At 37.7% G+C, this 22,570-nt stretch carries 24 protein-coding genes, 1 tRNA gene and 1 pseudogene; 12 read left to right on the top strand and 14 right to left on the bottom strand.

What is annotated here, in order from left to right:
* Positions 1 to 255: 255 nt before the first annotated feature.
* The 10 genes from KKC46_09455 to KKC46_09500 all read right to left on the bottom strand — a co-directional run bounded on the left by KKC46_09455 (position 256) and on the right by KKC46_09500 (position 10,266).
* Entirely contained in the window at positions 256 to 990 is a 735-nt protein-coding gene (locus tag KKC46_09455) for an RNA 2'-phosphotransferase (GenBank protein ID MBU1054042.1), read from the bottom strand.
* 22 nt (positions 991 to 1,012) lie between these two features.
* Complete coding sequence (locus KKC46_09460; GenBank protein MBU1054043.1) at positions 1,013 to 2,566, bottom strand: methylenetetrahydrofolate reductase C-terminal domain-containing protein; 1,554 nt, start codon at positions 2,564 to 2,566, stop codon at positions 1,013 to 1,015.
* A gap of 8 nt (positions 2,567 to 2,574) precedes the next feature.
* Entirely contained in the window at positions 2,575 to 3,369 is a 795-nt protein-coding gene (locus KKC46_09465; GenBank protein MBU1054044.1) for a 4Fe-4S binding protein, read from the bottom strand.
* Between the two features lie 174 nt (positions 3,370 to 3,543).
* On the bottom strand, positions 3,544 to 5,034 hold the full coding sequence (locus tag KKC46_09470; protein ID MBU1054045.1) for a mechanosensitive ion channel: 1,491 nt from the start codon (positions 5,032 to 5,034) through the stop codon (positions 3,544 to 3,546).
* 678 nt (positions 5,035 to 5,712) lie between these two features.
* A complete protein-coding gene (locus KKC46_09475; protein ID MBU1054046.1) occupies positions 5,713 to 6,327 on the bottom strand; it encodes an isoprenylcysteine carboxylmethyltransferase family protein in 615 nt (204 codons plus the stop codon).
* 113 nt (positions 6,328 to 6,440) lie between these two features.
* Positions 6,441 to 7,289, bottom strand: a complete 849-nt coding sequence (locus tag KKC46_09480) for an SDR family NAD(P)-dependent oxidoreductase (protein ID MBU1054047.1) — start codon at positions 7,287 to 7,289, stop codon at positions 6,441 to 6,443.
* Between the two features lie 39 nt (positions 7,290 to 7,328).
* Complete coding sequence (locus tag KKC46_09485; protein MBU1054048.1) at positions 7,329 to 7,706, bottom strand: DUF4345 domain-containing protein; 378 nt, start codon at positions 7,704 to 7,706, stop codon at positions 7,329 to 7,331.
* A gap of 289 nt (positions 7,707 to 7,995) precedes the next feature.
* Positions 7,996 to 9,387, bottom strand: coding sequence for a citrate/2-methylcitrate synthase (locus tag KKC46_09490; GenBank protein MBU1054049.1), 1,392 nt, complete (start codon positions 9,385 to 9,387; stop codon positions 7,996 to 7,998).
* Positions 9,388 to 9,664: 277 nt separating this feature from the next.
* Positions 9,665 to 10,015: a type II toxin-antitoxin system HicB family antitoxin gene (locus KKC46_09495; protein MBU1054050.1), complete on the bottom strand. Its 351-nt coding sequence runs from the start codon at positions 10,013 to 10,015 to the stop codon at positions 9,665 to 9,667.
* Positions 10,012 to 10,266, bottom strand: coding sequence for a type II toxin-antitoxin system HicA family toxin (locus KKC46_09500; GenBank protein MBU1054051.1), 255 nt, complete (start codon positions 10,264 to 10,266; stop codon positions 10,012 to 10,014). The genes KKC46_09495 and KKC46_09500 overlap by 4 nt, the downstream gene beginning before the upstream one ends.
* Before the next feature lie 439 nt (positions 10,267 to 10,705).
* Here KKC46_09500 and KKC46_09505 point away from each other — a divergent pair, with 439 nt between their 5' ends.
* From KKC46_09505 to KKC46_09545, 9 genes are all read left to right on the top strand, one after another.
* Positions 10,706 to 11,890 carry a pyridoxal phosphate-dependent aminotransferase gene (locus tag KKC46_09505; GenBank protein MBU1054052.1) on the top strand — a complete coding sequence of 395 codons (1,185 nt, stop codon included), beginning with the start codon at positions 10,706 to 10,708 and terminating at the stop codon, positions 11,888 to 11,890.
* A gap of 2 nt (positions 11,891 to 11,892) precedes the next feature.
* The gene (locus KKC46_09510) at positions 11,893 to 12,336 is read left to right on the top strand and encodes a DNA-binding protein (GenBank protein MBU1054053.1); all 444 of its coding nucleotides are present in this window, start codon (positions 11,893 to 11,895) and stop codon (positions 12,334 to 12,336) included.
* Positions 12,337 to 12,348: 12 nt separating this feature from the next.
* Positions 12,349 to 15,015, top strand: coding sequence for a CBS domain-containing protein (locus KKC46_09515; protein MBU1054054.1), 2,667 nt, complete (start codon positions 12,349 to 12,351; stop codon positions 15,013 to 15,015).
* Positions 15,008 to 15,670, top strand: coding sequence for a site-2 protease family protein (locus tag KKC46_09520; GenBank protein ID MBU1054055.1), 663 nt, complete (start codon positions 15,008 to 15,010; stop codon positions 15,668 to 15,670). Before KKC46_09515 ends, KKC46_09520 begins: the two co-directional genes overlap by 8 nt.
* 76 nt (positions 15,671 to 15,746) lie before the next feature.
* On the top strand, positions 15,747 to 16,118 hold the full coding sequence (locus KKC46_09525; GenBank protein MBU1054056.1) for a four helix bundle protein: 372 nt from the start codon (positions 15,747 to 15,749) through the stop codon (positions 16,116 to 16,118).
* Between the two features lie 108 nt (positions 16,119 to 16,226).
* Complete coding sequence (trpS, locus tag KKC46_09530) at positions 16,227 to 17,213, top strand: tryptophan--tRNA ligase (GenBank protein MBU1054057.1); 987 nt, start codon at positions 16,227 to 16,229, stop codon at positions 17,211 to 17,213.
* A gap of 18 nt (positions 17,214 to 17,231) precedes the next feature.
* Entirely contained in the window at positions 17,232 to 17,951 is a 720-nt protein-coding gene (locus tag KKC46_09535; protein MBU1054058.1) for a segregation/condensation protein A, read from the top strand.
* A 38-nt stretch (positions 17,952 to 17,989) separates the two neighbouring features.
* Positions 17,990 to 18,637, top strand: a complete 648-nt coding sequence (gene scpB, locus KKC46_09540; protein ID MBU1054059.1) for an SMC-Scp complex subunit ScpB — start codon at positions 17,990 to 17,992, stop codon at positions 18,635 to 18,637.
* 42 nt (positions 18,638 to 18,679) lie between these two features.
* Positions 18,680 to 18,754, top strand: a tRNA-Val gene (locus KKC46_09545).
* A gap of 98 nt (positions 18,755 to 18,852) precedes the next feature.
* Here KKC46_09545 and KKC46_09550 read toward each other — a convergent pair.
* Positions 18,853 to 19,110, bottom strand: coding sequence for a hypothetical protein (locus KKC46_09550; protein MBU1054060.1), 258 nt, complete (start codon positions 19,108 to 19,110; stop codon positions 18,853 to 18,855).
* A 165-nt stretch (positions 19,111 to 19,275) separates the two neighbouring features.
* On the opposite strand from KKC46_09550, the gene KKC46_09555 reads away from it, so the two are divergent.
* The 3 genes and pseudogenes from KKC46_09555 to KKC46_09565 all read left to right on the top strand — a co-directional run bounded on the left by KKC46_09555 (position 19,276) and on the right by KKC46_09565 (position 19,933).
* Entirely contained in the window at positions 19,276 to 19,491 is a 216-nt protein-coding gene (locus tag KKC46_09555; protein ID MBU1054061.1) for a DNA-binding protein, read from the top strand.
* A 27-nt stretch (positions 19,492 to 19,518) separates the two neighbouring features.
* On the top strand, positions 19,519 to 19,713 hold the full coding sequence (locus KKC46_09560) for a prevent-host-death protein (GenBank protein ID MBU1054062.1): 195 nt from the start codon (positions 19,519 to 19,521) through the stop codon (positions 19,711 to 19,713).
* A 19-nt stretch (positions 19,714 to 19,732) separates the two neighbouring features.
* Positions 19,733 to 19,933, top strand: a pseudogene (locus KKC46_09565) (Txe/YoeB family addiction module toxin).
* A gap of 269 nt (positions 19,934 to 20,202) precedes the next feature.
* On the opposite strand, the gene KKC46_09570 reads toward KKC46_09565, so the two are convergent.
* From KKC46_09570 to KKC46_09580, 3 genes are all read right to left on the bottom strand, one after another.
* Positions 20,203 to 20,811 (bottom strand): cold shock and DUF1294 domain-containing protein, encoded by a 609-nt coding sequence (locus KKC46_09570; GenBank protein ID MBU1054063.1) that lies wholly within the window; start codon positions 20,809 to 20,811, stop codon positions 20,203 to 20,205.
* A 387-nt stretch (positions 20,812 to 21,198) separates the two neighbouring features.
* Positions 21,199 to 21,453, bottom strand: a complete 255-nt coding sequence (locus tag KKC46_09575) for a plasmid pRiA4b ORF-3 family protein (protein MBU1054064.1) — start codon at positions 21,451 to 21,453, stop codon at positions 21,199 to 21,201.
* A gap of 160 nt (positions 21,454 to 21,613) precedes the next feature.
* Positions 21,614 to 22,258, bottom strand: a complete 645-nt coding sequence (locus KKC46_09580; GenBank protein ID MBU1054065.1) for a VPLPA-CTERM sorting domain-containing protein — start codon at positions 22,256 to 22,258, stop codon at positions 21,614 to 21,616.
* Between the last annotated feature and the right edge of the window lie 312 nt (positions 22,259 to 22,570).

The following is a 22,570-nucleotide window of genomic DNA, read 5'->3' on the forward strand; positions in this document are numbered from 1 at the left end:
AGCCAGTTTCAAAACGCCCCATTTTGGCCGATCTCTGCGTTGGGCTCAAATTTCAATCCTCGAAATACTCAATGTATTCCTGCGGTTGAAATTTTCGCCCGCCTTGAGCTTGACCAAACTGAAACGTTTTGAAAGTGGCTCTTTAAAAAACGAATAAAACTGCTATGCACATACCTGCTTTAATGAAGCTTGTCAAATTTTTTATGCCTGTTTTAAGCAAAATGTTATAAAAGTTGTTTGCCTGGCGTAAAGAATCTATATTTTAACTCTGCTCATGCGCTTTCTTTCTTTTTTCCAGCTGATTTCTTTTTTCTTTCTTTGCAGCTTTGTTCTCTTTTTTTCCTCTTCAGCAATTTCAAGGTTTAAAATATAGCTGCCAGGCATATGCTTTGGGGTAATTTCCTTTTGTTTTTCGGCATGAGCGGGTTCTTCTTTTTGTTTCGGAAGTAGTGGTGCTGTAAAACAGTCCGGAGGAATAGTTTCTGCGAAATACAGATCTCCGGAATTGTAAAAAATTATACCGGTTTCTAAAGCTTTTTGTGTATTTACCGTCAGAACAACAGGTGATTGATTAAAGCGTTTTCCAATTCTTAGTGCCATTTCTTTTACAGGAGATAAAACTACCTTGTTATTGCCGACAGGAAAAATTCCTTTTTCAAGAGTAAAGCTATGGGCTTTTTTCCTGACACAGGTATAAAGAAGTTTTGGAGGTGTATCAGAAATGGATTGTATCGGCAGATTATCACGGTATTTTGAGCGTATCTTGTCATCATTTATTTCAAGTTGAGATTCAGGCAGAAAAGACAAAACATCATGAATATGATGCCGCCTTACAAATTTAAACCCTTCATCTTCATTTATTGCAAAAAGCAAAGATTTTATTTTTATATATCCATTTTCATCCGGCACAAGGCCAAACTCGTCCGGTTTACGTTCAAGTATATATGAGATAAGTTTTAAAATTTGTTTGAGCGATTTAAGTTCATCCATCTATCTGTTTCCCATATGTATATTAACTTTGTTTTTTGTGTGAGCAAAGCCCGGTATTGCAATCACCTGCTATAGAACATAGTTTGGTATGGTGATCTCTTCCAAGATGAAAATTGATCCATGAAGAAGTATTGTTTAACTCCCACATACGTGGAGGAGCGCAAACCGTGGCCATGTTTTCTGTCTTTCCTGTCAGAGCAAGTCTTTGATAAGCAAGATACCATACACAATATCTGTCGGGATATACTTCGCATCTGCCTTGTCTGCTTCCACCGCAGGCTCCGTTTCGTATGTGTTTAGGGCACCTGGATTCCGGACATAAAAAACCAGGATATTCAATACCACAATCGCCGCATTGCTTGCAATTAAGCAGAACTTTTTTTGTCACATCCTCAAAAAATTTTACGAGATGATACCCGGCCCCATGATTTTGATACAATTGTTTCGAAATTTTTTTATAAATCCCGGCAAACGGCGCATTGGCAGTAAAAAAACTGTTATGCATATAATGCAGAAATTTAAAATGCAATTTTTGCAATAAACCGGCTTTACTATTTTTAGGGCTTAATATATCAGATGATAGTGCTGATGGATCGTTTTTTTGAAACATATAGAAATGATCCGGCTGCGAGTAATCAAACTCATTTAAAAAATCCTGCCAATTATGTTCAATTTCGGCCATACGATCAAGAATTCTTTTAACCGTCTTAAAACTGCGATGTACTCCACCAATGTGTATGCCCCTATATCCCAGTCCTTTACAAATTGCAGCAAGTTTTGCAGCACGTTCAATAGATGCAAAATAACCTGCACTCTTGTCGGATTTCCACTCTTCTAAAATCCTGGCATAAAGCTCCTTGCTGACAACTGCACCCGGGACCCTGCCTGAATTCATTACACGGGCAACACGCGGGGTTAATAAGTAGACAGAGGCCAATGCCGGAATTTTCAAATCATTTATTTTTAAAAACCGGATGAGCTCATAGTACTTTCGTGCGTCATATCCAAGTTGAGTAATTATATAATCTGCGCCTGAGGATATTTTCTTTTTAAGTTTATAGTATTGCGCATAGCATTCGGGTTCTGTCCATTTGAAAGGCGAGACGGCGCATCCTTTAAAAAAATGATCGTTAACTGCTGCCTTGTTGTTCATCAGGTTAAAAAAACAAAGAAGGCTTGCAGAATCAAGATCAAAGACCGGCGCACCCTGGCCTCCGAAGCCTTTTCCCGAATAGTCACCGGTAAGCGCCAATACGTTTTTCATGCCCATCCGGCGCAATTGTAATGCCCGGCTTTCAATTCCCATTCTATTCATGTCTCTGCATGTGACATGCACTATAACATCCATACCACTATCAAGGACTTCTTTGCCAAGCACGTCAGGACTAAGTGAAGGGTTTCCACCCGGATTATCTGTAATGCTTACTGCTGATAATCTCCCATCGATTAAAGCCTGTTTGGAAAATTCCAGTATCGTGTTAATCGACCTTCCTGTTGATTCGGCTTTTGGAACAAGCTCCATTGTTATAACAAAATGATCTTTATTGGAAAGATCATTTTGGAAATTTCTTGTCATAGCCTCCGTTATCCTTGCAAGATTTTTTTCAATTCATCTGAACCTTTATTTGCCAGAATTTCACCAAACCGTTCTCCCTTTTTGTTATGCAGCTGATAGTAGTCTAAGCATCTTTCCACTATCCTTAATGTATCATCAGGTTCGAAGATTCCAGTCAATTCTTCGGCAAGTCTCGGATGTCTTCCCAGTTTTCCTCCAAGTTGAATTCTGTAGCCTGCTTTGCCTTTTTCGAACACGTTGTTTGGACACACATCTATACACTGCCCGCAGTAAAGGCACTTTTTTTCATCTATTACCGGCCTGTCGTTATATAAGGAAATTGCGCCCTCTTTACAGGTTTCTATACAAGTTTCGCACAAATTACAATCGGCATCCGTTATTTTTGGAATACAGGCACCGATAAGCCCGATGTCAGCAATCTGGGGACGCGAACATGAACTTGGGCAATCTGAAATGGAAACTCTTAGTTCATGATGCATTTTCAGTGACCCGCCGGTCCTTTTTTTTAAAAATGACTTCAGGTCTCTTTTCTTTAAGATATCTTCCAGCTTTTTAACAATTATTTCGGAAGATATAACGCAATGCGGACAGTTTCCCATGCCAAAGCATGTTTCTAACTGGTACCCTTTGAGTTCATCTTCCATTTTATTAAGAAATATTTTCTGGCATGAACGTACATGTTCTATTGTCACCAAATCAGCACCGGATTTAGTGGCTTCTTCTTCCACTTTCTTTCTTACTCTTTTTCTCACAAAAAAAGGTATTTGTAAAACTGCCTCCTTTGCTTCATCGCTCCAATCCATAAAACCTCCGGGTTTATATGTTCCGTATCGTCAAGAATCTTCATTATTATGGCATTTGCCATAATATCATTCTAATTTTATAAATACATAGATTAAATAAAGCGTTAAATAAAAGAATCCGGCAGTATTTAAACTTACCGGATTTTTTTATTTGCATTGATTTATCAGAAAATATTATTCTTTTGTTTCGAGTTTATTAGACCATTCCTGTAAATGTTTTGAAGCTATATCACGTCCGCCGATACCAAAAGCAACAGCCACTGCAATTGCAATCGCACCCAAAATCAATCCAAAAGCAAGAGTGACGATTTCAGAGCCAATGCCCATTTGCTGCAAAGCCATAGCTCCGGCAATAAACAAGATAGCCACGCGGGTAATCAAAGAAGTTAATTTAAGCTGGGCAGTTTCTTTTGTCAGTATTTTATTTGAAACGATATTGGCAAGAAAAAGACCAAGTCCAAATATTATAAGGCCCAGTAATATATTTCCGGAAAAAATCGTAAATTTTGCGACAATTTCTGAAATTTGTGTAAAACCTAATACTTCAAACGCTTCAATAACCGCAAAGAATAAAATAGCAATAAGCGTTAGGTATCCGACAATATTTGATGCTTTATGGCCATCTTCTTTTGATTCTTTCATAATGCCCAAATTAATTGCAAATTTGTCAAATCCGGCACTGGCCAGTAAACTGGTAACCAATTTTGATACCAGTTTAGCTATTACATAAGAAATGGAAATTATCAAAATCGCTGCAAAAATGCTTGGCAAGACTTTTAATATTAAGTATAACATATTGCTTACCGGTGTTGTAATAGCTTCCAGCATCAGGGCATCCAGCGTGATAAGTAAGATAGGGATTAAAATCAGAACATATATAATCAGTCCTAATAAATCAGATAACTTCTCCTTACCCAAAACAGCTTCCAGTCCGACTTTATCGCTTAATGTATTAACTCCAACGGCTTCCAGTAAATTGGATACAATCTTGCGGATAATTTTTGCCAAAAACCAGCCTATGACTAATATTAAACCGGCAGTAAATATATTTGGTAAAAAGTTAAGCATTTTATCCAGCATGGATCGTATGGGTTCAAGAATGCCCTGCATTTGAAGTGAATTCAAAACAGCAGGCAAAAATAGCAAAAAGATCAGCCAATAAACCGAATTTGCAATTGTATTGCTTAAAGCAATAGTTTTTTCTTCTTCTATTTTGGCGGAAAGGCGCTCATCAAGTTTAATAGTTGTTAAAAGTTTTGTAACGAGAAAGCGTAAAACAGTAGCCAGAACCCAGGCTACCCCAAGCAGGAGGGCCGCGCCAATAAATCTTGGAGCGTAAATAAAAATTTGATTTAGCAGGTTGTTTAGAGGTTCAGTGATAAGTGTGAGTTTAAGCGCCTGAAAAAAAGCAATCAGAACAAACAGCATCAAAAGATAAAAGATCGTTTTTGAGATATAATGCTCCACCGGTATTGGCTTGTCTTCTTCTACGGATAACCAGTTTGGTAATTTTTTACCCAGAGAAGTGCGGCTTATTATGTTGCGTGATAAAGAAGCAATAATTAACGCTCCTATCCAGCCAATAATAAGTATTGCCAATGCCCCAAGCAGATTTGGCACATAAGCACCAATCGTTTGAAAAATTTGTTGAAAGAACTCCCCCATTTTAACCCCCTTTGTTTTTATGATTAAAAAAGATATAGTTTATCATGTGTTAAAAAAGATAATTATAAAATATAAAATAGAATGTTATAATATCATTAAGAGTAGTGAGTTCTTGAAGAATGATATGTTCTATAATTTTAACAGTCTCAACAGCAGGTGGATCTGAGCTTGAATAACAAGTACTCTTGCATATGAATAGAGTGTGAAGCCTTTGGAAAAGGTAATTTAACAACGAATTTTACACGGAATGAAGTAGCCGAGCCTGTGAATCAGGTCAATAATAAGATATATACTACAATAGTCAGTTGCAACACCTAAAAGAACACCCGTATTTAATTCTGTTATCATTATATATGAAAAATCTGCTATGACAATCAATTATTTATAAATATTTTCAGACGCACGGCTTTTTACGGTTGTGATATCCTGGCGATTTGTTGTTTCAAAAGAAAAAACCCACTGCTGAACCGTTTAATCTATATCAACCCGAAAAAAGTACTTCTAAGGTCGAGGGAGTGCTTAGCGATGTGGTTATCATCTTACCTCTTAGCGGTTTCTGCTAAATATCACTGGGGAGCAGGGCGTGATGAATTTGTCAAAAGCACGTTAACACTTAAAATTGTTTGGGTCGCAGTGGCCTGTTCCAGCGGTTATAGTGAATGGTGCGGTTATGTGATATTAAAATTTATAATAACGCCCTACCTTTAAACAATATTGTTTATAATCATCTCCGTGTACTTGAATGAGAAATTTTTCTTCCTGTAAAATCTGTACATGAAGAGTTATCACAATACAAAGGGCAAGCATCAGGAATATCAATTCCCCTTGTAGTAAAAATGTTCCTGAAGCAAGCAAATCAAGGGCAACATAGATAGGGTTACGCGACCATGAAAAAACTCCGGTGGTCACAAGGTCGCCTGATTTCTTTCTGTCTATTCCTATACGCCATGATTTGCCAATTGATAAAACCGCTGAAATGTAAAACAACAAACCAAGTATCAAAACAATGACTCCAAGGATTTTTATCACGATATGATTTGATATTGTTGTATGTAGTAAAGCTAAAGGGATATGGATATTAAGTGATAAGCCATGAGTTACTGATTCAAAAACCCACATTAAAAAGCAGGCAACAAAAACAAGCCCGTTTATCATTTGTGTTTTTGTCATTTGCGGGTCAAGGACTAGTACTTTTACGTTTTGAATTTTTAAAATAATAATTCGTCCCAACCCGAATACTACTAAACAGGCAATCACAATAATTTGAACCCAGTTTTCAAATTGTGTTATCATGTTTTTAGCTTCTCAATAATATTCATAATTCAATCGATACGCCGGGGCTTTATGGCAAGTGAAACGAATATGACAATCACCCCATGTTTGATTCCCATGAATCATTTTGGTTTCTACACGGGAGGAAAAGCCGGTTTGCGCTCTTTCATAATTCCATCCATTCTTTTTTGAACCAATGCTTTCATTTCCGGATTGGTAAAAATGTAAAATTTATCCTCTTCAATTGCCTTAAATACGATTTTGGCAAGAATTGCCGGTGGCATTCCTAATTTCATCATGCCCCGGAAGGCTTGTTTCGTCTCGTCAGGTTCGGAATTTTGAGAAGTGCCGGATGATTCATTTGAATATTTATCAGGCCGATTACGTTCGGCATTTAAGATGTTCGTATTTACAAACCCTGGACAAATTACGGAGACTTTTATGTTTGTTTCTCTGATTTCCAAGTCATGAAGGAGTTGCTCCGAAAGTGCTACTATTGCATGTTTGCTAAGTTGATAAATTGCTGACGGATGGTAAGTAACAAGTCCTGTAATTGATGCTGTGTTTATAATATGGCATGGTGTTTTCTGGCCAAGCATAATGGGAACAAACTCGTGAATGCAGTAAATAACACCCCACAGATTTACATCAATAACCCATTTGCAATCATTGATTGTAGTTTCCCAGATTGAAGAACCGGTTGCAACTCCTGCATTGTTGAACAATAGATCAACTTTTTTAAATGTATCAATCGTTTTTCCTGCCAAAAACTGTACATCTTCTATTTTTGAAACATCTGTAACAACGGCGATTATATCAGCCCCGCTTGCCTTAATTTTGGATTCAGCCAGGGATAATGCTTTTTCTTCCACATCGGCTAAAACAATTTTCATTTCTTTTTTAGCGCAATATTCAGCAAGACCTCGGCCTATCCCGCTTGCAGCACCTGTGATTACGGCAACTTTACCTTTAAAATCATTCATATATAATTACCCGGCATCAAATAAAATTATTTTTTCCCTCTATTTTCCAGAAAAAAACATCGCACCAAAAAAAACACTTAGAAATAACTCCAGGACCAGTGACTGATACATCATTTGACCAACCTCACCAGTAGTTGCCATACCAACAGACCGCCCAACAAAAACAGAGAAAGCCGACAAAAATGCAACAAAAACGCTCGCCTTAAAATATTTCTCCTTAATGACACCAAAAAGCATAAGCAAACCAACACACAAAGAAAACCCTCCATATGTTGCTCTCATATCAACAAGAAGATCTCCCTGCGGAGCAGAAACACCCAGAAATAAAGGTGTAAAACTCACCGGATCAATAATAAACCCAAATCCAAAAGCAATAAACATAAGAGAATTGAGCCCGAGAATGGTTTTTTTAATCATTTTCCCCCCCTAAATTTTGATGAATTCGTAAAAATTCCTCAAATCGTCATACCGGCGAAAGCCGGTATCCAGAACCTATTTAAATTATTGGATGCCGGATCGGGTCCGGCATGACGAAACAGGGATTCCCGGACTATTTACGAGTCCATCTTTTTTGTTTATTAGAGCCACTTTCAAAACCTGAAAAGATAGCTTCTTTCCGATGGTATTTGCCAAAGTATCAATTTTTCCGATTTACGGAGCCCAGTAACCCGGAATGAAACGGTCTCCTGTTTGCTTGCGTTGAATATTATCGTTTTTCAATCGATTTATACGTCTGATCAAAGTCGCCAACATAAACAGCTCGAGGTCTGAAAATTCTATTGTTCTCAACATATTCAAACACTCGCGATGTCCATCCGGCTACGCGGCTGGCTGCAAAGAGCGGGGTGAACAGCTCGTCATCGATACCCAGGAAGGTGTAAATAATTCCTGAATAAAAGTCGACATTAGGGAAAATCTTCTTTTCTTTTCCCATGGCCGCCATCGCTGTTTTTTCGAGTTCTTGAGCAACTTGATATAGGTGGGTAAATTCCGGTTTTTCCTTGACCAGCAGATCTGCCAGCGGGCCTAATACTCTGGCTCTCGGGTCGTAAGCTTTATACACGCGGTGCCCAAAGCCGCTGATTTTCTTTTTTTTGGAGAGTCTTTTTTCAACCCATGGTTTGACGTTTTCAACGGAACCTATCTCTTTTAAGCTATTGATAACCGCTTCGTTTGCGCCCCCGTGTAAAGCGCCACTCAATGCAGCTATGCCGGATCCAACTGCAAAATAGATATCCGCCAGTGTTGAAGCAACCACCATTGTAGAAAATGTACTTGCGTTCATACCATGATCAGCATGCAGGATCAGTGAAATATCCATGATTTTTTCTTCAACAGGAGAGGGATCTTTTCCGGTGATCATATAGAGCAGGTTACCTGCAAAGCTTAAGTCCGATCTGGGTTCCAACGGCATACTACTGTGATGAATCCTGGAAACAGCTCCTATAATCGTTGAGACGCCGGCAATGAGATGGTAACAGGACTCCAGGGCTGTTTCACGAGCAAAGACCCTTTTGCGCCGCTGTTTTGATTTATGAATTTTAAACTCAAAGGTTGCATGTTTGGCTCCTTTAGGCGGAGTTTCCATGGCAAAAGAGTCTTCATCTGAGCTAATGGCATCAATTGTTTTTGGACGGTCATCAACCCGGTCATAGCTGGTAAGCTCCTGTCGCATAAGATCAGCTCCAAGCCGCAATGCCCCCATGGCACTCATTTCTTCCACTGGGAATCCCATTAGTTGCCTTAAGGTTTTGTTCAGGTGGGAATATTCAAACAACTTTTTCTTGTATTGGTCCAGTTCTGTTTGTTTAGGTAAATCCCCGTGCAGCAGCAGATAGGAGACTTCTTCAAACGTTGAATTGGCGCACAGATCGAAAATATTATATCCTCTGTATACGAGCCAGCCCTTGGCACCGTTTACATAACCTATTTTGCTTTCACAGGCGATCGCGCCTTCCAGTCCGGGCCCGACGGTACATTTAATTGGCCATTTGGGCTTACCGCCAAACTGTGGTGGAGGTTCTTCCTTTGTGTCCTGATAAGCTTCTTTGGCGATATTGTTAATTATTTCCTGAATTTTTTCTAAGACATCCTTCATAATAGGCTCCTTTACCCCAGTTGTCTGAAAATTGGTACTGTCAACTTACTTAACCAGTCTCGTTTCATATTTTAAACTCCATCCTTTTCTATATATAAATTTGGGTAATCCCCTGTTTGTAATCTTTAGAATTATTCACCAGGTAAATATTGATGGATGATTTGTTTTAAACATAACACCTAATTAAGTTGCGGGCAGGGTAAAGGCCTTCCCAGACACCAAAGAGTTACCGAACCCCGCAAATTTGTAAACAGAAAAACGCGCCCGACCCTGTCTGTCAATCTTGAATGACTTGTTGGTTGCGGTTTTTTACAACTTTTAGAAGTGCATCGTTAACCAATGTGTTTAGGCTCTTGCCATTTTTACGTGCCTGGACAACAAGTGTTTTATGAAGCTCTGGTTCAACACGAACTAAAAATTTACCGGAATAAGTTTTGTCCGGTTCTTCACCGCGTTCATTACAAAACGCAAGGTAATCTTCTACAGAATCAACAAATGCGGCCCGCAATTCATCAACGGTTTCACCTTCAAAGGTTATCACATCCCGTAAATTGATGACTTCTCCATGAAAAACATTGGCCTCATCATCAAAATCGACCTTACCAAAATATCCTTTATATTCCATCATGGTCTTACCCCAGCTTCTTGCAGGAACCTTCTTACAGATTTAACGGCACCCTTGTTTGTGACTTTTTCCGGATGTGGTCGATGAAAAACGGCCCTTACATCATTTAAAGCCACCCTGACACGGGAACCACTACCCTCTGAAATTTCAGCACCAAGAGAAACAAAAAGCGCCTCAATATTTGCCCAGGAAATATCTGAACGTTCCGGCTTTTCAAATATTCTATCAAGGGTTTGCCGTTGCTTTTTATTCATGGCGTTATGATACCACATGTTGGTACTATGTCAAGGGGTGATTTTAGCAACCAACAATATTATTATCAGGTCAATTTGCCCTGTGTTAATATCAGTCTTGGTTGAACATTAAGTCGGCAGATAATGACCGAAAAAACATTAAACATGAAGAAAATAGATTTAAGCTATAAAATTAAATATTTTTCTATTTATATACTAATATGAGGGGATTGTAAAATAATAAAAACAAAAGTCTAAAGGAATTATCAAGTTAAGTAATTGGGTATTTATTTGATTTTATAAAGAAATCAATTTAATATTCTAAAAAGGTTTGTGTTTAGTTATTGCAATAATTAACAGTTATATTGTATAAATAAACGTTTATAATACTGTATTAAGCCGTCACATTTGTTGTGTTGAAAATAACCGGGATTGTATATCTTTTAAGGAATTTTTTATCATGTCTATAGCAAAAAATATTGAAAATATAATTGCAAAATCATCCTGGATCAGAAAGATGTTTGAAGAAGGAACCCGCCTTAAGGCAGAGCATGGAGAAGAAAATGTATTTGATTTCAGTCTCGGCAATCCGAATATTGAGCCGCCCGAAGATTTCAGAAAAATACTTGTAGATACGGTTAATTCTTTAGGCCATGGGGATCATGGGTATATGCCTAATGCAGGTTACCCGCATGTTTGCAAAGCTGTGGCCGATTATCTTTGTAAAGAACAGGGCATTTTGATAGAAGCCAACAATGTTGTCATGACTTGCGGCGCTGCCGGTGCATTAAATGTAATATTAAGAACCATCCTTGATCCGGGAGATGAAGTTATTACACCTGCTCCTTATTTTGTGGAATATGGCTTTTATGCCGCAAACCATGGTGGAGCTTTAACAACGGTTCCTACGAAAAACGATTTTACCATAGATATCAATGCAATTTCATCAGCAATTACTTATAAAACAAAAGCTGTTTTGATAAATTCTCCGAATAACCCCACAGGACAGGTTTATTCCGAAAAAAGTCTGATCGAGCTTGGCAAACTGTTAACAGAAAAAAGCAAGAAATTCGACAGAACTATTTATCTTTTATCTGATGAGCCGTATCGGAAAATCAGTTATGATGGAATTAAAATACCAAGTATTTTTAAATGTTACAACGAAAGCATAATTGCAACTTCGTATTCAAAGGATTTTTCGATACCCGGCGAACGTATAGGCTTTGCAGCAATAAATCCTGCCGCTACATGTAAGAATGAGCTTTATGGCGGAATGGCGCTTGCAATCAGAATACTTGGTTTTGTTAATGCCCCTGCTCTTATGCAGCGCGTTGTGGCTTTAATGCAGGGAAAGAGCGTTGATGTTTCAATTTACGCCAAAAAGAGAGAGCTTTTATGCAATGGTTTGTCAGAGTGCGGATATGAATTTATAAAACCATCGGGCGCATTCTACCTTTTCCCCAAAAGCCCTATAGAAGATGATGTGAAATTTATCAGAGCGCTTCAGGATGAACTGATTCTTGCTGTCCCGGGCAGCGGGTTTTCGGGACCGGGATATTTCAGGATCGCATTTTGTGTTTCTGATGATACTATTATAAATTCATTGCCGGGCTTTAAAAAGGTTATGGATAAATTCAGGAGTTAAATATGAAATATTCGGAAGCAAGACAGGGCCGGGTTTTTGTAATGCGCTTGGAAGATGGAGATATAGTACACGAAGAAATTGAAAAATTTGCTGTAGAAAAATCCATAAAAGCTGCTGCAATAATCATTATAGGTGGTGCGGATGAAGGCAGTAAACTTGTTGTAGGGCCCGAAAAGGGCAGGGCAAAACCGGTAAATCCCATGGAGCATATTCTTGATAATGTCCATGAAGTTTCTGGCACTGGAACCCTGTTTCCGGATGAAGACGGAAAACCAATGATACATATGCATATGGCCTGCGGAAGAAATACCGATACCGTAACCGGCTGTATTCGCAGAGGAGTAAAAGTATGGCAGATTATGGAAGTTATTATATTTGAACTTATTGATGCTAAAGGATCACGGATTTTTGATCCGGACCTTGGGTTTAAATTGCTGGTCCCTTAAAGGAAAATCATTATGCAAGCAGGTGAAAAACCGGCTGATGAAAAATTTACGGTTATAACCACACATGTTAGCGCTGACTTTGATGCTATTGCTTCCATGCTTGCGGCACAAAAGCTTTATCCGGGCTCACTTGTAGTTTTTCCTGGGTTACAGGAAAAAAATTTAAGAAATTTTTTTGTTGAATCAATGGTGTATCTTTTTAATATGGCGGATATTAAAAAGATAGATTTTACAAATGTTAACAGACTAGTATTGGTAGATACCAGACAACCTGCCAGAATCGGAAAGCTGTCATCTTTGCTTGAGCGTGATGATTTAGATATCCATATATATGATCACCATCCGCCTACAGCAAATGATATAAAAGGCAGCTTTGAAATTTACAGACAAACAGGAGCAACAGTTACAATTCTTGCTCAAATCCTAGAAGAAAAAAAAATTTCTATTTCTGCTGAAGAAGCCACTATGATGTGTCTTGGTATATATGAAGATACCGGTTCTTTTATATTTCCATCAACCACAGAAGATGATTTTAAAGCCGCAGCTTTTCTGCTTTCCAAGGGAGCTAACTTAAATATTATTTCAAACCTTATCTCCCGCGAAATAAGCCCTAAGCAAATATCGCTTTTAAATGATATGATACAGGCCTCAACAAGGCATAACATTAATGGTGTGGAAGTTGTTGTTACTACAATATCGTCAGATACCTATATTAATGATTTTTCGTTTCTTGTTCATAAAATGGCCAGAGCGGAAGAAATAGATGCCATATTTGCAATAGCTCTGATGGATAATAAAGTATATCTTGTTGCAAGAAGCAGAATCCCTGAAGTTGATGTTGGCCTTATTATGTCTAACATGGGTGGGGGAGGCCATACATATGCTGCATCCGCGACTATAAAAGGAGAAACCTTAACACAGGTAGAACAAAAACTTTTTAAAGTACTTGATGAAAATATAAGAACAAGAAGAACTGCAAAACGGCTTATGTCTTCCCCTGCTATTTCCGTAAGAGGTGATGTTTCGTGTAAGGATGCAAGCAGTTTTCTCACACGCTATAATATCAATGCGCTTCTTGTAACAGAAAAAAAAGACGGGAAAGAAGAACTGCACGGTTATATTACCCGGCAGGTTATAGAAAAAGCGCTTTATCACAAGCTTGATAATGTGTTGGTTAAAGAATATATGACAACTGAAGTAGCCACGGTGGGGCCGGAAGCGGAGCTTATCGAAATACAGAATAAAATAATTGAAAACAAACAGCGTATTCTTCCCGTTATTGATGAAGATGTCATAATAGGAGTTGTTACAAGAACAGATCTTTTAAACATACTTGTAAGACAGTCTCAGCACAAAAATTCCGAACTTTCGGATCAACCAAGCGAACATGCCCATGCACGCACAAGAAATATAGTAAAATTTATTGAAGAGCGTCTTTCTAAACAACTTATAGAGAAATTAAAAACTATAGGAAAAGTTGCTGCTGACTTAGGATTAAGTGCTTATGTGATTGGTGGGTTTGTCCGCGATCTTTTACTTTACAGAAAAAACGAAGATATAGATATTGTAGTAGAAGGGGACGGAATTGCATTTGCGAAAAAATATGCTTCCATAGTAGGTGCCCGAACACATATTTATGGAAAATTCGGAACTGCTGTAGTAATTTTCCAGGATGGATTTAAGATAGATATAGCTTCAGCCAGATTGGAATATTACAAGTTTCCGGCTGCTCTTCCTACTGTTGAGATGAGTTCAATAAAACTTGATCTTTCCAGAAGAGATTTTACGATAAATACCATGTCAATCCAGTTGAATCCTGAAAGATTCGGAACACTGATAGATTTTTTTGCAGCACAAAAAGATATTAAAGAAAAAACGATTAAAGTTTTACATAATTTAAGTTTTGTGGAAGATCCCACCCGAATATTTAGGGCCATAAGATTTGAACAAAGATTCGGATTTACGATAGGAAAGCTTACATCGGGATTGATAGAAAATGCCGTTAGAATGGATTTTTCCAAGCGCTTAAGCGGCAGAAGAGTTTTTTCTGAGTTTCGCCTGATTCTTGAAGAGGAAAACCCTATATCACCAATAATAAGATTAAACGATTATGGCCTTCTAAAAGTAATTGATCCATCAATAGTATTAAACAATGAGGCAATTTCATATCTTAATTCCGTAAAGCAGGTTATCTCATGGTACAATTTGCTTTTTCTGGAAGAATCATATATGAAGTGGGCCGTTTATTTTCTGCCGCTTTTTAAGAATTGCAAAAAGGAAATAACAGAAAATGTATGCGCCCGTTTTGAAATTGCTCCTAAACAAAGAAACATTTTCTGCGAAGATCGTCTTAATGCGGAGCGTGGTCTTTACAAACTTGAGGGTAACCTTAATATAAAAAATGATGAGCTTTATAATTTGCTTATAGGATTTAAAATAGAAATCATACTATATATGATGGCGATTACAAAAAAAGAAAAAGTAAAAAAGGCTATATCATTATTTATAACAAATCTTAGAAAGAAAAAATTATCAGTATCCGGAAAAGATCTGAAAAGGCTGGGGATTGAACCGGGGCCGCTTTATAAGGAAATATTAGAGGCAGCCCTTTGCGCCAGATTAAACGGTGCGCTTAAAACAAAAAATGATGAACTGGAATTTATAAAAAATTATGTTTGATAACTTTGATATATACAAAACAGTTTTAATGCTGATTCCGCTTATTTTTTCCGTAACGGTACATGAAGTTGCTCATGGGTATGCCGCTTACAGATTGGGAGATCATACTGCAAAGCTTGCCGGCAGATTAACTTTAAACCCGATCAAACACCTTGATTTTGTCGGTTCATTTTTACTTCCGGTTATGCTTAGGCTTATGGGTTCTCCTGTAATTTTTGGTTACGCAAAACCGGTTCCTGTAAATTTTGCCAATTTGAAAGATCAAAAAAAAGATGTGATAGTTGTTGCTTCGGCAGGAGCATTAGCTAATATTGCCTTGGCAGTTATCTCAGCTATACTATTTCATATTATATTGAGCTATGACGGCAATTTTTATGATCTGGATAAAGCACCTGTTCTCGAGGCTATTGTTTCTATGCTTTTTTATAGTGTTTTTATCAATCCTATTCTTGCAGTTTTTAATCTTATGCCTATTCCGCCTCTTGATGGCAGCAGGATTCTTGCTGTACTTTTGCCCCATCATATGAGACTGCAATTTGCGAAAATTGAGCGTTTTGGAATGATGATATTAATATTTTTCCTTTTTACAGGCATATTTGATAAAATCTTAGATTATGTTGCAATGCCTATCATCAGCTTTTTGTTAAGAAACTAAGAAAAATGGATCATCTCCAAAATAGTTGATCCAAATGAAGGATTCAAGGGGTCAAGGGGCCAAGGATTCTAGTGAAATGCTTAAAAATTATAAAGAGTTAAGCGTTTGGCAAAAATCGTATAAGCTTTGTTTACATATATATAAAGTAACGAAACATTTTCCAAAAGATGAAACATATGGTTTGACCTCACAAATCAGAAGATCTGCTGTTTCCATACCATCGAATATCGCCGAGGGGTATGGAAGAAAAACAACTTTAGAGTATGTCAGGTTTCTCTATATTGCTTATGGTTCTGTTTGTGAACTGGAAACACAAATGATGATATCTGGTGACTTGGGTTATATGGAAACAGAAAGGTTTAAGGAAATATGCGAAGCGATCGGAGATATTGAGAGAATGCTGAAAGCGATGATCAAATCCCTGGAAAGCAAACACTTGAAGCCTTGAATCCTGGACCCCTTGGACCCTTTATCCCAAATGATAGGAAGAATGATAAAAAGAATAAATAGTTATGATTCTATTGATTCTCAATACGTAGTTTATTAAGGAGCTTAAATGACCGGGAAAAAAAGAATATTAAGCGGAATGCGACCAACCGGCCCGCTTCACCTTGGAAATCTGCACGGAGCGCTTTTGAACTGGATAGAAATGCAGGAAGAATATGAGTGCTTTTATTTTATTGCAGACTGGCATGCATTGACAAGTGATTATGAAAATACAACCATGATATCTGAATATATAAAAGAAATGATGATAGACTGGCTAAGTGTGGGTTTGTCTCCGGAGAAAAGCACATTGTTTGTTCAGTCTCACATAAAAGAGCATGCCGAGCTTTTTCTGCTTCTTTCAATGATAACACCCGTGCCATGGCTTGAAAGAAATCCGACTTACAAAGACCAGATAGTACAGCTTAGCAATAAAGACCTTTCCACTTTCGGGTTTCTCGGCTATCCGGTGCTTCAGGCGGCTGATATTATAATGTATAAACCCTTTGGGGTTCCTGTGGGCATTGATCAGGTTCCGCATGTGGAAATCACAAGAGAAATAGCAAGAAGATTTAATTATCTTTATGGAGAAGTATTCCCGGAACCGGAAGCAATACTGACTAAAACCCCCAAGATCTTAGGTTCTGACCGGCGGAAAATGAGCAAAAGCTACAACAACGCAATTTTTCTTTCAGACGCACCTGAAGTTATATCATCAAAAGTATCAACAATGATAACGGACCCGCAAAGAGCAAGAAAAAAAGATCCGGGAGATCCTGAAGTATGCAATGTTTATGAATTTCATAAAATATATACAGACGGTAGTACTGTTAAAGATATAAATACAAAATGCCGTAGTGCTGAAATCGGATGCGTTGAATGTAAAAAGATAATGGCGCAAAATTTGTCTGTGGCTCTTGAACCTATAAGGGAAAAGAGAAAATATTATAAAGCAAATCCTAAACTGGTTGATGACATAATTGCAGAAGGCACCTTAAAGGCAAGAAAAGTTGCGGTTAATACAATGGAAGAAGTAAGAAGTCTGCTCAAAATATAGATAAAGAAAAGATATGCTATGGCGGAAGAACCGGAAGAAATATACGAAGTTCATTTAAAAGATGTATTTGAAGGCCCTATGGATCTTCTTATTCATCTTATTAAAAAGAACGAAGTTGATATTTATGACATTCCCATTTCCATTGTTACTGAACAGTATCTTCAATATATTGACTGGATGAAATCCATGAATGTCAATGTAGCCGGTGATTTTCTGGTTATGGCTGCAACCCTTACACATATAAAATCAAAGATGCTTCTTCCGGCGAAAGAAGATGAAGATGAAGATGACCCAAGAATTGAGATTACCAGACCTCTTCTTGAATATCTCCAGATGAAGTCTGCAGCAGAGCACCTGCTGGAAAGAAACATTCTTGGTGAAAATACTTTTTCCAGAAGCCAAGACAGAAAAGTTCTTGCCATAGACAATGAAGATAGAATAATAAATGTCGGACTTTTTGAACTGATGGACGCTTTCCAGAGACTGCTTGATAAAATTCCGGCATTCAAAGAATTTGATATTACTCCTGACAAAGTATCGGTGAAAGACCGAATCAACGAACTGACAGACATGCTGGAAAAAGAGGGCAATATTACTTTTGATCAGCTTTTTGATGATGATTTTACAAAGAGCGATATTGTAATTACTTTTCTTGCTATACTGGAAATGGTGAAGATGGCTATTGTCAGTATTGTGCAGCATGTTCAATCGGGTATAATAAGGCTGTTTTATTTATAATTTTTTACAAATTTATTAAGTTGTGATACATAGACGCCATGACTATTCCAACTGAACAGGAATTAAAAAATATTTTAGAAGCTTTGCTTTTTGTGGCGGATGCTCCAATTTCGATAGAGCGGATAAAAAGCGTTATCCCGGCTGATTTAAAGACCATTAAAGACATGCTATCCCGGCTGATTTCTGAGTATGAAGAAAGAGATGGTGCCATTTTCCTTATGGAAGTTGCCGGAGGATACCAGATTCGTACAAAACCTGAATATGCCGAATGGGTAAAGAAGTTTGTGCAGCCAAATCCTTTGCGGATGAGCAAAGCAGCTCTTGAAACTTTAACTATTATTGCATATAAGCAGCCGATAATCAGAAGTGAAGTAGAATATATAAGAGGTGTTGACAGCGGTGGAATACTTCGTACGCTGCTTGAACTCAAACTTATACGTGTTTTGGGAAGAAAAGATATACCTGGGCGACCTCTTATATATTCAACAACAAAGCGGTTTCTTGAGATATTCGGATTAAAGAATCTTAGAGAGTTGCCCACACCGGAAGAAATAAAAGGTCTTGTAAATCCTTTGCTTCCTGTAAGAAAGGATCCTGATCAGATGCCGCTTATTCCTGATGAAGACAATGAAGATATCCCAAAAGATACGCTAATTAATGAAGATGATAAAAATATATTGACTTAAAACCTGATAAATCGTTATTCTTATAAATAAATAAACCTCTATGGGCGGTTAACTCAGCGGGAGAGTGCTACCTTCACACGGTAGAAGTCGCTGGTTCAAACCCAGTACCGCCCACCACTAATAAATTAAGCCAGTTACGGTTAAAATCGTTTCTGTTTCTTTGCGTTTTCCAGGCAAAAAAACAGGACAAAAGCAGGCCAAAACAGCGGAGCCAGCTAAATAAAAAAATCCATACCCATTTTAATTTTATTCCTCTTTCTTTCCGGATGCGCCTCTTTATATTTCCCGGCTGAACCCTTGAACCCTGAAATGTTATCCGATACTGAATTATTAAATATAATCAGAGATTCCCCATCAAATAGAAAAGGTGGCCCGAAACTTACCGAAGCCGTAGATAGAAAGCTGATCACTATGGACGAAGGTTTTTGTATCGTTAAAACTGCACTAATTATCGGAATGTCTGAACGTGCCATGATCCTTACATTGGGTAAGCACTATTCAGTACATACCTATAGAAATAAATACGGAGCCACAAAACAATATAGTTGGGGACACCCGCCTTACCTATTTGTATACGTTGAAAACGGAAAAGTAACCAGTTGGAGTTCATATTAATAATCTACTGAATTAACAATCTGTTGAAGTGGCAAAGAAAAATTGCAGATGCTTTAAATGTAACCATGGACTATCTTACGGATGATACCGGGAACGTTACGGAAATTAAGGGCAGAGCTATATTTGACAGACTGCTTGAAATAGAAAAACTCGAACAGGAAGAAAAGAAAACCATTGTTCATGTTTTAGACAGTTTGTTAAGAGATGCCAAAGCAAGAAAGATCTATGCAGTGCAATAGTTTGTGCAGGAAAATATCATGGAGTAAATACAATATATTTCTGATGAGAATAATAATGTAACGGGCGTTATTGTGCCCATTGATCTCTGGCAGGAGCTACAGTCAGAGAAAGAAACCGCTTATCTTCTAAAAAGCGAGACAATGAAAAAACGACTGATAGAAGCAAAAACCCGCAAGAAAGGAATTCCTTTTGACGAAGCCTGTAAAAAGCTTGTAGTTTGATCTTGCCGGATTTGAAGACCTGTCATGGTGGATTGAAAAAAGACCGCAAAAAAGCCCTCAAAATTGTTAAGCTTATCAAAGAAATCCAGCGTTATTCGTTCCATGGAAGCGGCAAGCCGGAACCCTTAAAACACGAGCTGGCAGGTTGCTGGTAAGACGTATTGACCATGAGCACAAACTTGTTTATCATTCTCCCAACCACCCTCCCAAAAAAAAATAGCGGTAAAGAAATAAATCTTCAACCGCAGGTTTATGATCAATAAGTTTATAAGTTGAATACTACCCCAATACTACCCCATAAAGCAAAAAAGTATAATATCTACTACTATCTTTAATCGCTGACTCCACCTACAACTATTCAATGGTGAGTTGTTGCCAGAATTGAGGATTACTGATTGAAATAGAGATTAGTTCAGCAGCGACGTTGCATAGCGGGAGAAACCGGACATACTCGGAGTCGGCTTTGTCGTCTTGTCAGCCTGATATTAGTTAAGAACCAATTATTGACTTAATAAAATCAGAACCGCTCTTTGTTAAAAACCAGCCAAGTAAACAGCAATTCAGAACAACGGTTATCCAAAATTCGGTTCGAAATTTTTCCTTTTTCGATTTATGGCGTAGCTTTGTCTGCGCTAAAAAAGCACCAGGCCAGCCGCCAAGCATACTCAAAAAATGCAATGTACTTTCTTTTGTTCTCCAGCGATTATTCTGTGCTGCTGATTTATCTACCGCATATGCAAAGAAAGCGATTGTACTTGCCACAATGTAGTAGCCAATTACAACAAATGAAAGCCAGCCTATTAATGAAGCCAACAATAAAAATAAACAAAATAAAGCGGCAAAGACACTTCCAATCGATATCGATTTAGAAGAATTTGTAGATGCTTGATCACCTACGAATCTAATATTTTCAGCACGCAAACGATGCTTTTCGTCCATTATTTGTTCGTATGTGATTCGATCCCCTTCTACTGGTCTTCTCGAACGCCTGGAAAAAGCTTTGATATGTACAAATGCTTTTTCTCCTGTGGCGTTCATGGTGACAAAGCCAAATCCTTTATCATCTTTCCAAACTGTAATTTTACCCTGATAACGCATAACAATATATTAAATATTTTCTTTCAATAATGGGATACTATTAGACTATCGATATCCATTTTAAATTCGTAGATAATTAACTGTTCAATAGCGATGCTTTTTCCCCTGATTAAATTGATTAATTTATTATTTAAAAAAGCCGCGACCTTTCCCGGTCCGTCTTGAATGTCTTGTTAACTGCTGTTATTGCTTTTCATCAATATCATATGGATATCTCTGAAGATCACCTGCTGATTTTATAACTTTTATATGGCACTTCTTCGAAGAAACATCTTTTGCCGATACAACTCTGATTCTATGTAATAAATTCGATCCAAAATCGAAGATATAGTGGAATACGTCTTTTTCTTTAAGCCCAGCATATTCAATTTTGGTTTTATCCGCGGATTATTTTCTTGGAGCAAACCCCATCCCATCTTGTGCATTCAGTGGGTGTGTTACTTCGGGTGAATCCCATATCGTTCGATAACTCTTTGTTTCTTTTTTGGTTATGTAAAAAGAATAAAGGTGGTCTTCATCCATATCAAATGAGTTGTATATTGTCGTTTGCAGTGATTCAAAAGTGCACTCGTCTGATATTTCAATTATTCTGTATACTCGTCCGATTCCAACGATCGAAACCCTAAGCTGATAAATTTTCATAATTGTATATTATATTGCAGTTAACGTAAGGGTGAGCAGACCGGCCACCCAAATAGTATTGAAAAACTTTACGAGTTCCGATCTGCTCGACCCGTTTGTTCGGCAGTGACTGCCAAAAAAAATGGAAATGCAGAGACAAAAAGACCCTGCCTTTGGATTGTTATTTTTTCTTTCTTTGTAGCCCTATAAGTCCAGCAAGACCCGACCCAAGCAACCAGGCAGCACCAGGAATAGGTACTGGAGCATGTGAAATATCATCTAATTGCTCTATGTATGGTGCGTTACTATCAACATACCAATCAACCTCTTGTACTTGGCCAAGGCCAGGAATGACATATTCATACCAGTATGGAGAGCCACTAATTTCGCTAAGTCTGTATACATAAGCTTCTACTGTTGTTCCACCACCATATGGAATAGTTACAAATTCAGTTCCTATTATTTCATGTAGCTCATCAAAAAAAGACCACGTTGTACCAACAGGAGCTAATTGAAACAATATTTGCTCCCCTCCTGCTCCATCAGGAACCAAAACTTGATTTTCAGTTGATCGGATTAGCCATTCAGTGTGGTCACCTTCATCATGATAATTATATTGGTCTATTTGAAAATAATCATGTGCCCCAATAGTTATTGTTCCAAGCACAGTTAAGGTTTGGTTCCAAGTATTTCCGATAGAGTCAGAACCTGTATAAGTTCTTACTTCACCCGCATTTAGATCCCACAGCAAGGCAGCTTGTGCATTGTTTAAACTACCAATAAAAATCAAAATTGCCCCGGATAGGAGTAGAAAGTTTTTTTTCATTTTGGATTTCCTCCTTTTTGTTGTTACGCCCAACAGTCTTTTTATGACTGCCGAACAATAAAGATTATAAAGTTTTGGATAGCTTTACCATTGTAAGAAACTCTGGAAAGGTTAAGAATAAATTATTATAAAACCAAAAGTTAGCTACACAAAACTTGTAATTTATTTTATTATATTCAATAATTATATAGCTTATTAACAGATTTTTTATGGTAATATTTTTCAATCATTATGTATATCATTCAATTTTACGGTTCATATAGAAGGATGATTCATTTACATTGAATCCTCAATATCCCGCATAGCCTGCCC

Source organism: Pseudomonadota bacterium (assembly GCA_018817425.1).
In the GTDB taxonomy this organism is placed as follows: domain Bacteria; phylum Desulfobacterota; class Desulfobacteria; order Desulfobacterales; family RPRI01; genus RPRI01.